10 protein-coding genes and 1 tRNA gene are annotated in these 10088 nt (G+C 71.4%); 8 read left to right on the top strand and 3 right to left on the bottom strand.

Going from position 1 to position 10088, the window contains the following annotated elements; translation table 11 throughout:
* Window positions 1-197 precede the first annotated feature (197 nt).
* Window positions 198-1418, top strand: coding sequence for a cytochrome P450 (locus ACFWA7_RS38725; protein WP_385546646.1), 1221 nt, complete (start codon window positions 198-200; stop codon window positions 1416-1418).
* A 473-nt stretch (window positions 1419-1891) separates the two neighbouring features.
* Window positions 1892-2668 (top strand): cobalt-precorrin-6A reductase, encoded by a 777-nt coding sequence (locus ACFWA7_RS38720; protein ID WP_385546643.1) that lies wholly within the window; start codon window positions 1892-1894, stop codon window positions 2666-2668.
* On the opposite strand, the gene cobF is transcribed toward ACFWA7_RS38720, so the two are convergent.
* Complete coding sequence (gene cobF / locus ACFWA7_RS38715) at window positions 2637-3392, bottom strand: precorrin-6A synthase (deacetylating) (RefSeq protein ID WP_385546641.1); 756 nt, start codon at window positions 3390-3392, stop codon at window positions 2637-2639. The two genes, ACFWA7_RS38720 and cobF, sit on opposite strands and share 32 nt — an antisense overlap.
* Window positions 3393-3473: 81 nt before the next feature.
* On the opposite strand from cobF, the gene ACFWA7_RS38710 reads away from it, so the two are divergent.
* The 3 genes from ACFWA7_RS38710 to ACFWA7_RS38700 all read left to right on the top strand — a co-directional run bounded on the left by ACFWA7_RS38710 (window position 3474) and on the right by ACFWA7_RS38700 (window position 6398).
* Window positions 3474-4229: a (Fe-S)-binding protein gene (locus ACFWA7_RS38710; RefSeq protein WP_385546638.1), complete on the top strand. Its 756-nt coding sequence runs from the start codon at window positions 3474-3476 to the stop codon at window positions 4227-4229.
* A 73-nt stretch (window positions 4230-4302) separates the two neighbouring features.
* Window positions 4303-5721, top strand: coding sequence for a LutB/LldF family L-lactate oxidation iron-sulfur protein (locus tag ACFWA7_RS38705; RefSeq protein ID WP_385546635.1), 1419 nt, complete (start codon window positions 4303-4305; stop codon window positions 5719-5721).
* Entirely contained in the window at window positions 5718-6398 is a 681-nt protein-coding gene (locus tag ACFWA7_RS38700) for a lactate utilization protein C (RefSeq protein ID WP_385827875.1), read from the top strand. The genes ACFWA7_RS38705 and ACFWA7_RS38700 overlap by 4 nt, the downstream gene beginning before the upstream one ends.
* Before the next feature lie 27 nt (window positions 6399-6425).
* Here the strand turns inward: ACFWA7_RS38700 and ACFWA7_RS38695 are convergent, their stop codons facing one another.
* Entirely contained in the window at window positions 6426-6902 is a 477-nt protein-coding gene (locus tag ACFWA7_RS38695) for a DUF309 domain-containing protein (RefSeq protein ID WP_385827873.1), read from the bottom strand.
* Window positions 6903-7008: 106 nt separating this feature from the next.
* Here ACFWA7_RS38695 and ACFWA7_RS38690 point away from each other — a divergent pair.
* A tRNA-Pro gene (locus ACFWA7_RS38690) sits at window positions 7009-7082 on the top strand.
* Here ACFWA7_RS38690 and ACFWA7_RS38685 read toward each other — a convergent pair.
* Window positions 7064-8008, bottom strand: a complete 945-nt coding sequence (locus tag ACFWA7_RS38685) for a site-specific integrase (RefSeq protein WP_385827871.1) — start codon at window positions 8006-8008, stop codon at window positions 7064-7066. The two genes, ACFWA7_RS38690 and ACFWA7_RS38685, sit on opposite strands and share 19 nt — an antisense overlap.
* Here ACFWA7_RS38685 and ACFWA7_RS38680 point away from each other — a divergent pair.
* Window positions 8000-8248 carry a hypothetical protein gene (locus tag ACFWA7_RS38680; protein ID WP_385827869.1) on the top strand — a complete coding sequence of 83 codons (249 nt, stop codon included), beginning with the start codon at window positions 8000-8002 and terminating at the stop codon, window positions 8246-8248. The genes ACFWA7_RS38685 and ACFWA7_RS38680 overlap by 9 nt on opposite strands.
* Window positions 8249-8721: 473 nt before the next feature.
* A complete protein-coding gene (locus tag ACFWA7_RS38675) occupies window positions 8722-10053 on the top strand; it encodes a hypothetical protein (RefSeq protein WP_385546621.1) in 1332 nt (443 codons plus the stop codon).
* Window positions 10054-10088: the final 35 nt, after the last annotated feature.

The raw sequence follows: 10088 nt of genomic DNA, 5'->3' as shown, positions 1-10088 counted from the left end.
GCGACTGGGGTTGGTGCCGGGGTCCACCCGTCTCTTGGGGGGGCGGCCCCCGGATGCCGGCCGCGGGCGGGGGGGCCGCGGGGCCCCCTCCCCGGGCCCCGGCGGCCGCCTCGCCCCTGGTGAGTCCCGGGCCAGGGGGCACTTCCGGCCCTACGGGTGCTCTTCCGCCATCGAGCCACTTCGTACACGATGAGCCTGTGGACAGGCATGAGCACGCACGGCTCGACGCGCTCCAGCGCGACCCCTATCCGCACTACGCGCGCGCCCGCCGCGCCGAGGGCCTGACCTTCGTCCCCGAGCTGGACGCCTGGCTGGTCGCGCGCGACGCCGACGTACGGGAAGTGCTGCGCCGCCCCGAGGCGTTCTCATCGGCCAACGCCCTGCGCCCGGACGTCATCCCCGGCCCCGCCGTTCTCGCCGAGCTCGGCTCGGGCTTCGGCGGCCGCCCGGTCGTGGTCACCTCCGACGGCCCCCGGCACCAACGGCTGCGCGCCCCCATCGTCCACGGCCTCTCGGCCGCCCGGGTCGCCGCCGTACTCCCGTACGCGACCGAGCGCGCGACCGCCCTGGTGGAGTCCTTCGCGGCGCGGGGGCGGGCGGAGCTGATGGGGGAGTACGCGATGCTGCTCCCCGGGGACGTCATCGGGCGGCTGATCGGCCTGGACCCGTTGGACGTGCCGGTGGCGGTACGCGGCGGACACCGGGCGGAGGAACTGCTGTTCCGGCCGCTGGAGGAGCCGGAGCAGATCGCCGCGGCGCGGGACGTGGTGACGATGCAGCAGCTGCTCGACACCTATCTGCGGGCGAGACGGGCCCGGCCGCGCGACGACCTGTGCACGGGCCTGCTGACGGCGCTGGCGCCGGGCACCGGCGAGCTGACCCTGGAGGAGCGCCACGAGCTGGTGGCCCACCTCCAGAACTTCCTCCTTGCGGGCCATCTGACGACGACGGCGCAGATCGGCACGACTGTCCTTCATCTGCTGCGCCACCGCGCACAGTGGGAACTGCTCTGCGAGAAGCCGGAGTTGATTCCGGCGGCGATCGAGGAGGCGGCGCGTTACGACACGGCGCTACAGGGTTTCCGCCGCATCACGACGCGCCCCGTGCTGCTGTCCGGGACCGAACTCCCCACGGGGGCCGCCGTCTTCGTGGCATTCGGCTCGGCCAACCGCGATGTCCGCCGTCACGAACGCCCCGACGTCTTCGACATCACCCGCCCCCCGTCCCGCCACCTGGCCTTCGGCCACGGCGCCCACAGCTGCCCCGGTGCCCAACTGGCGAGAGAACAACTCAGCCTGACGATCCATCTCCTGACCACGCGCTTCCCGACCCTGCGCCTGGCTGCGCCGGACGCGCCGGTGGCGATGCGGCCGACGTTGATCCATCGGTCGCCGGAGGTGGTGGAGGTGGTGTGGTGAGGGCGCGGTGCGGGGCGCGGTGCGGGTGGGGGGTGCGGTGCGGTGCGGTGCGGTTCGTCTGCGGGTTCGGTGAGGGCTGGTCGGGCAGTTCCCCGCGGCCCTTCTTGGCCGGGTGTTTGTCTGCGGGTCGGCTGTGGCTGGTTGCGCAGTTCCCCGCGCACCTTAAGGCACCCCCAGCCCCTCGGCGTTCGAGGAGCGGGGTCCGGGGCGGAGCCCCGAAAGCGGGGGGCAGGGAGCGGAGCTCCCGCCCTTCAGGGGCGCGGGGAACTGCGCAACCAGCCACAGCGGACCCGTAGGCGAACAGGGTGGGGCGGAACCCCGAAGCGGGGTGCAGGGGCCGCGGGCCACGCCCGAGGGGCCGGGTGCGTAGCCCCCGGGAGACCACCTCGCCCCCACCCGCCCCGGAGGCCACGCGGCGGAGTCGCACACGTCACAGCGGGAACGGGCGGGGCGGGGGAACTATCCTCGGCCACATGCCCGCCCCCCACGCCCTGATCCTCGGCGGCACCGCCGAAGCCCGCGCGCTGGCCACCGCCCTCACCGCCTCCGGCATGCGCGTCACCACCTCCCTCGCCGGCCGCGTCGCCGCACCCAGGGCGCTCCCGGGCGAGCTCAGGACCGGCGGGTTCGGCGGAGCCGAGGGGCTGGCGCGCTGGATGCGGGAGCACCACGTCACCGCACTCCTCGACGCCACCCACCCCTTCGCCCACCGCATCAGCGAGAACGCGGCAGAGGCATCCCGCCGCACCGGCACCGAGCTCATCGCGCTGCGCCGCCCGGGCTGGACCCCCGCCCCCGGCGACCGCTGGCACAGCGTGCACACCCTCGACGAGGCCGCCGCCCTGCTGCCCGCCCTCGGCCGCCGGGTGTTCCTCACCACCGGCCGCCTCGGCCTCCACGCCTTCGTCCCGCAGGACGGCGCCGACCCCCTCCACGGCCTCTGGTTCCTCGTACGGTCGGTCGAAGCCCCGGACCCCCCGACCCCCCGCCACTCCCAAGTCCTCCTCGACCGAGGCCCCTTCACCCTCGACGGCGAGCGCGCGCTCCTCCGGGAGCACCGCATCGACGTGCTCGTCACCAAGGACAGCGGCGGCCCCGCCACCGCCGCCAAGCTCACCGCCGCCCGTGAGCTCGGGCTGCCGGTCGTGGTGGTGCGGCGGCCCGGCCCGCCCGCAGGGGTGCGTACCGCCCCGGACGTACACACCGTGCTCGCGCTGCTCAGCCCCGCCGCAGCAGATACGTATCCATGATCCAACCCTTGCGCTCCCGCGCCCGCGCCCGCAGCTCCTCGATGCGGTCGGAGACGTCCGAGAGGCGACCCTGGACCAGGATCTCGTCCGGCGTGCCGACGTACGCACCCCAGTAGATGTACAGGTCCTGGTCGAGGTGGCGGGTGAAGGCCTGGCGCGCGTCCAGCATCACCACCACGTCGTCGACGTCCTCCGGCCAGCCCTCCGCGAGCCGCCGCCCGGTGGTGATCTGCACGGGCCTGGCCACCCGGTTCAGACCCGTCCGGTGCTTGGCGAGGAGCGCCGAGACGCTGCTGATGCCCGGCACCACCTCGTAGGTGAACTCCACCGCGCCCCGCTCCAGGATCTCCTCCAGGATGCCGAGCGTGGAGTCGTACAGCGCGGGATCGCCCCACACCAGGAACGCCCCGCACTCGTCCTCGGCCAGATCGTCCACGATGAAGCGCTCGTAGAGGTCGGCACGGCGGCGCCGCCAGTCGTCGACGGCGGGGGAGTAGTCCGATGTCTTGCGGTCCCGCTCCGGATCCCGCGCCTCGACGAGCCGGTACGGCCGCCCGGTCACATGTGCGTCGAGAATGTCCCTGCGCAGCCGGGTCAGGTCGGACTTCGCCTCGCCCTTCTCCATGATGAAGAAGGCATCAGCCTTGTTCAGCGCCTTGACGGCCTGGAGCGTCAGATGGTCGGGGTCGCCCGCCCCGATGCCGATCACATAGATCTTTCTCACGGCCCCGAGTCTGCCGCATCCGTAGGAGGGCGCGAGCAGCGAGGCCTACCGGGGCCGGGGCCCACCGCCTATCCTCCGACCATGCGTGTCGCACTCTTCGTCACCTGCGTCAATGACGCGGTGTACCCGGCCACGGGCATCGCGACGGTGAGACTCCTCGAACGCCTCGGCGTCGAGGTCGACTTCCCGCCTGGCCAGACGTGCTGCGGACAGGCCCAGTTCAACACCGGCTACCGCCGTGAGACCGAGCCGCTGGTGCGCCGGATGGGTGCGGTCTTCGAGGGGTACGACCACGTGGTCACCCCGTCCGGCTCCTGCGCGGCGATGGTCCGCGACAACTACCCCCGCATCGCCCGCAAGGCGGCGGCCGAGGGGCGGGGCACCGAGCTCGGTGAGATCGCGGGATCGCTCGTTCCGCGCGTGTACGAGCTGTCCGAGTTCCTCGTCGACGTCCTCGGCGTCACGGACGTCGGCGCGTACTTCCCGCACACCGTCACCTACCACCCCTCCTGCCACGGTCTGCGCACGCTGGGTCTCGGGGAGCGGCCGCGCCGGCTGCTGGAAGCCGTCAAGGGCCTGGAGCTGCGCGAACTGCCCGGCGCGGAGGAGTGCTGCGGCTTCGGCGGCACCTTCGCCCTCAAGAACCCGGACGTGTCGGCGGCGATGGGCACCGACAAGGTGAACAGCGCGCTCACCACCGGCGCCGAGGTGCTCTGCGGCGCCGACAGCTCCTGTCTGATGCACCTCGGCGGCATCCTCCGTCGCCGGGGCGGCGACCTGCGGCCCCTGCACCTCGCCGAGATCCTGGCGAGCACGGAAGCGGAGCCGTACGTATGACAGACGCCGTACGTATGACAGAAGCCGTATGCAGGACAGATGCCCTGTGCAGGACAGAAGCGGAGTCCCACCCATGAGCGGCACCTTCGTCGGCATGCCCGCCTTCCCCGAGGCGGCCAGGGGCGCGGTCGGCAACAGCACCCTGCGCGCCAACCTCCGGCACGCCACCCACACCATCCGCGACAAACGCGCCAGAGCGGTCGCCGAACTCGCCGACTGGCAGCAGCTGCGCGAAGCGGGCAAACAGATCAAGAACCACACCCTCCGCCATCTGGAGCGCCATCTGGTGCGGTTGGAGGAGTCCGTCGTACGGGCCGGGGGCACCGTCCACTGGGCCGCCGACGCCGACGAGGCCAACCGCATCGTCGCGGACCTGGTCAAGGCCACGGGGGAGCGCGAGGTCGTCAAGGTCAAGTCGATGGCCACACAGGAGATCGGCCTCAACGAGGCACTCGCCGCCGAGGGCATCTCCGCGTACGAGACGGACCTCGCCGAACTGATCGTGCAGCTCGGACACGACCGTCCGTCCCACATCCTGGTCCCCGCGATCCACCGCAACCGGGGCGAGATCCGGGACATCTTCCGCGAGGAGATGGGGAAGTGGGGCCGCTCGGCCCCGGACGGTCTGACCGACAGTCCCGCCGAACTGGCCGAGGCGGCCCGGCTGCACCTGCGCGAGAAGTTCCTGCGCGCCAAGGTCGGAGTCTCCGGCGCGAACTTCATGGTCGCCGAGACCGGCACCCTCGTCGTCTTCGAGTCCGAGGGCAACGGCCGGATGTGCCTGACCCTCCCCGAGACGCTGATCTCCGTGGTCGGCATCGAGAAGGTGATCCCCACCTGGCAGGACCTGGAGGTCTTCCTCCAGACACTGCCGCGCTCGTCCACGGCCGAGCGGATGAACCCGTACACCAGCATGTGGACGGGCACCACGGACGGCGACGGCCCCTCCGTCTTCCACCTGGTCCTGCTGGACAACGGGCGCACCGACGCGCTCGCCGACGAGGTGGGCCGCCAGGCGCTGCGCTGCATCCGCTGCTCGGCCTGCCTCAACGTCTGCCCGGTGTACGAACGGGCCGGCGGCCATGCGTACGGCTCGGTCTACCCCGGCCCCATCGGCGCCATCCTCAGCCCCCAACTCCGGGGCACCGCAAGCGAGATCGACGCCTCGCTGCCGTACGCCTCGTCGCTCTGCGGGGCGTGTTACGAGGTGTGCCCGGTCGCGATCGACATCCCCGAGGTGCTGGTCCATCTGCGCGAGCGCGTGGCGGAGCGGGGCGGCAAGGGGCACCGGCTTGAGAAGGCGGCGATGAAGGCGGCGAGTTGGGCGATGGACCGGCCGGGAGTGATGGCGGCGGCCGAACGCGCGGCGACCCGGACCCGCCGGCTGCACCCGAAGAAGCTGCCGGGCACCGGGGCCTGGACGGACAGCCGTGAGCTGCCGGAGCTGCCGGAGAAGTCGTTCCGCGACTGGTGGAAGGGGGAGGGCCGATGAGGCGGGGGGATGGCGAGACGGGCGCCGCTTCGAGTACGGGCACGGGGCCCAGCTCCCGCGACCGCATCCTGGCCCGCGTCCGCACCGCCGTGGCCGACGCCCGCGAGGCCCCCGAGGTCGTCCGCGACTACCTGAGGGCCCACACCCCGGACGACCCCGCCGCCGTACTCGACCTGCTGCACGAGAACCTCGCGGAGTACCGGGCGCTCGTGCACCGCACGGACGCCGAGGGGCTGCCCGCGCTCCTGGCACGGCTGCTCGCCGAGCGCGGCTCGTCGACGGTCCTGGTCCCGGCCGGGCTGCCCCCCGAGTGGCTCGGCGCGACCGCCGCCGTACGCGTCCCGGACCGGTCCGAATCCACCGCGGCCGAACTGGACGTCGTGGACAGCGTCGTCACGGGGTGCGCCCTCGCCATCGCCGAGACGGGCACCCTCGTCCTGGACGGCAGCCCCGACCAGGGCCGACGCCGCATCACGCTCGTCCCCGACCACCACATCTGCGTGGTACGGGCGCCGGATCAGGTCGTTGCGTCGGTCCCCCAGGCGATGGCCCGCCTCGACCCCACCCGCCCGCTGACCTGGATCTCGGGCCCGTCCGCGACGAGCGACATCGAGCTGGACCGGGTGGAGGGGGTGCACGGCCCGCGCACGCTGGAAGTGGTCCTGGTCGGCGACTGAGCCGGGGCGGTCCGGAGCGGGGCCCGCTCAGCCGGTGAGCCTCGGCGCCTCGGCCCGCGCGTCCACCGGCCCCGCCAGCCGCTCCGCCAGCTCCCGCGCCCACGCCATGAGCCCGGGCAGGTCGATCCCGTACAGCGGTATCCCCACATACCGCCCCAACGAGTCAACGCCCCGCGTGAGCAGTGCGGCGCCGCCCTTCGCGTTGCCGCGCGCGGCGTGGGTGAGCCCGACGGCGAGCTGCGCGAGCCCCCGCCACAGCTCGCGCTCGCTCTCCGGCCCGGCCTTCCAGGCGTCCTCGAACACCTCGTGCGCGTGGAACGGCATCCCCGCGTCCAGCAGCCGCTGCGCCTCCCGCACGGTCTCGTCCGGGGTACGCGCCACACCCTCCGGCTGCCGCTCCACTCCGGACGCTCCATACGGCAGCGGCCGCCCGAGCCCGTCCCTGGGCCGCGCGTTGCGCGCCCGCCCCTCGGCGTCCCGGTCCCGGCGAGAAGAAGTCTCCATGCGCCCATTGTCCCCCGCCGTCGCTCCCCGTACTGGAACACGGCCATGAGTGAGGTATGGTTCTCGTGCACGACCGGCCGGGGGAAACCCCAGGTCAGACGGGCACCGGGACGTGGCGCAGCTTGGTAGCGCACTTGACTGGGGGTCAAGGGGTCGCAGGTTCAAATCCTGTCGTCCCGACTCTGCTTCACGCAGGTCGGAGGCCGTTCTCTCGCTAATGAGAGGGCGGCCTTTTGTGTGTCCGGGGCCATGGTGGTCGCACGTCCAGTCTGCGGTTGGCTGGCCCTGGTGCTGAAGCCGGGAACGGCGGGGGAGCGGAGTCGGCGCACAGCCTCGCGGAGCCGGTGGATGTGGTCGCGTGGTGGTCGCAGCCGTTCCAGCCAGGCCCGTCGGTCGTTTCGTTTCTGGGCCCGGGTGAGGGTGTGGTCGATGGTGTCGACGGCTTCTCGGGCTGCTTGTTGGGTGAGGTGGCTGTAGATGTTGGCGGTGGTCGACAGGGTGGAGTGCCGCAGGGTCTTGGAGACGACGGTGAGCGGCACGCCTGCGGTGATGGTGATGGTGGCGGCCAGGTGCCGCAGGTCGTGAACGGTCACCCGCGGTACACCGGCCTCTTTGGAGAGTTGCCGGAGCCGGTCGAGGACGGTGTGGGGTCGCAGGGGTCGGCCGTCGGGTCTGCAGAAGACGAGTCCGGTCAATGGATCGCTGGGGTCGCTGTGGCGGCGGGCCCTTGACCGGGCCCGGTGCTGGAGTGCGGTGGCGACGCGGGGTGAGATGGCGACCCAGTTCCGGCTGGTACGGGTCTTGGGCGTGGTGATGACGAGGTGGTTGTTGTCGATCGCGGAGAGCGTGCAACGTACATAGAGGACACGCTCGGCCAGGTGGACGTCGTCCCAGTGCAGACCGAGGGCCTCTCCTTTGCGCATGCCGGTGCCGATGAGGAGCTCGAACAGGTCGGCCATGTCCGGGTCTGCCTGATGGCAGTGCCGGAGGAAGCGGACGGCCTCGTCTGCGGTCCACCGCGGTCTGGAAGACCTGTGTGAGGCTCCGCTGTCGGACGCGTCGTCGATGGTGAACGGCGCGTCACCCTCGCGTATTCGATGGTGCATCTGCGTCGTTCCATCGCTCAGAAGCCCGAGGGCCCCGACAGCGCCGTAGCCGAACTACGGCTCATGCGCCATCGCCGTGCGGCCCAATACGCCTCCCTGATCCGATTCGGGGACCACTACATCGCCGACGCCGTGGCAGGCCTGCGCCGACTGCAACGCACCTACGTCACCACCGACCTGCGCCGCTCCCGCGACCGCCGCCCCCACGACGGCCACATACTCGCCCGCTGGCCAACCTGAAGTGCAGGACCGACCCCGTTACGGGGTGTGCCGGCGAGCATCCCGATCACCACGCGTGTCCCCTCCGCGGAAACGACCATCACGGCTCTGGTGGAACAAGCCAGATCAGATGAGACTCACCCACCTTGAAAGGTGAAGGCCGGGCACAGCGAGCCATGCACGCCTGCTCGCAAACGATCTCTGTATGTGGGCCCCCGGCGAGTCGTTGCTGTAGGTCCCCTACGGGGTCGGTCGCTGGCCGACTGGTCCAGCTGCTGAAGGGTGCTATCGGCGCGGCGGTCCGGTTTTTGTGCGAACCTACGGCACATTGAGTGATGGTGCGGTTGCGGTAAGTCTTCGTGAGGGCGCGGAGTGGATCTCGTCATGCGCGGAAGTCGCGGCAACCCCCGTTCATTTCATGCCCGTTCACGTGCTGTCGCGGTGCGCCGCGTCAGATTCGTGAACGCACCAACGCAGAGGTGGTAGCAGTCCCCATGGCACAGGAAGCCAGGATCGATGTCGAACTGACGTGGACGCAGGCCGAGGAGAAGTCCTCGGCCGAGAAGGTGGCGGAGTTCGCCAAGCACCTGCCGCAGGGCCCGTGGTTCGGCACCCCCACCGGCGTGGCGCGCGCTGGTGACCGGGAGCCGAAGTACACCTTGCCGCTGCGGTCCGCCCGACCGTACCGGCGGGAAGTGGCCGTTGGTGAGGCCGCGGTCTACCTCGCCGACGGCCACGACGAGCTGGAACGGCCGTTCATCTTCGCGGACGGCTTCAACTACGGCCCCAGTGACCTGCCGGCGCTGTTCGCCCACTTCAACGCGCCCTACCCGGGCAGCACGGTCGGCTTCCTCGACCAGCTGCTCGCCGCCGGCATCGACGTCGTCCTGATCGGCTTCGAACAGCGGCACACCTACATCCAGGCCAACGCCGGCGTGGTGATCAGCGCCATCCAAGAGGTCATCCAGCGGCGACACGGCAAGGCGGAGCTGATCGTCGGCGGGGTCAGCATGGGCGGCATCATCACCCGCTACGCCCTCGCCGAGATGGAGGACCGGAAGCAGGACCACCAGACCGGGACCTACCTCTCCTGGGACTCCCCGCACAACGGCGCCTGGATCCCCCTGGTCCTCCAGCAGCTCGCCTACTTCTTCGAGGCCCTGCCGGTCCCGCCCGGCGAGGTGAAGAAGGCCGAGCTGATCAGGAGCCCCGCCGCGCAGCAGCTGCTGTACGCCTGGGTCCCGGACGCGAAGTACTCCGGTCCGGTCGCCACCGCCAGCGAGCTGCGCACGCAGTTCCTGAATGAGCTGAGGGACCTCCGCCAGTTCCCGCAGCGGCCGCGCAAGCTGGGCGTGGCCAACGGCACCGGCAACAGCACCGGCCGCGACCTGCCGGCCGGACAGGAGGTGTTCAAGGTCCAGGTACCGCTGGTCCACTACGTCCAGGCGAACTTCCAGCCCGACGGCGGCGAGCACAAGCCGATCGGCGAGATGCGGGCCGCCGGCCAGGTACGGCGGGGCTTCACCTCGCACGTCCCCGGCCTCGACGGTGCGCCCGGAGGCATCCTCGACACCTTCGGCGGAATCGCCAAGGCGCTCGGGGCCACCATTCCGACGGAGTACGAGCGCAGCTGCTTCGTTCCCTCCGTGAGCGCGGTCGCACTCGACTACGACCCGGTCAAGTGGGACGTCGACCCGTACGAGAAGGTCGAGGGGGCCGACGAGAAGAGCGCGCTCGACGAGTTCAAGTGCGACAGCGAGAACACCGTGCACAGCCAGGTGACCAAGCCGCTGGTCGACTGGATCGTGGAGCGAATCGTCGGCTGACGCCACTGACTTCGAGAGTGCGGCCACCCCGGGCT

The sequence above is a fragment of the Streptomyces sp. NPDC059994 genome (assembly GCF_042737755.1).
In the GTDB taxonomy this organism is placed as follows: domain Bacteria; phylum Actinomycetota; class Actinomycetes; order Streptomycetales; family Streptomycetaceae; genus Streptomyces.
Note: the sequence above shows the minus strand (reverse complement) of the source record. Positions and strands in the feature narration are given on the sequence as shown.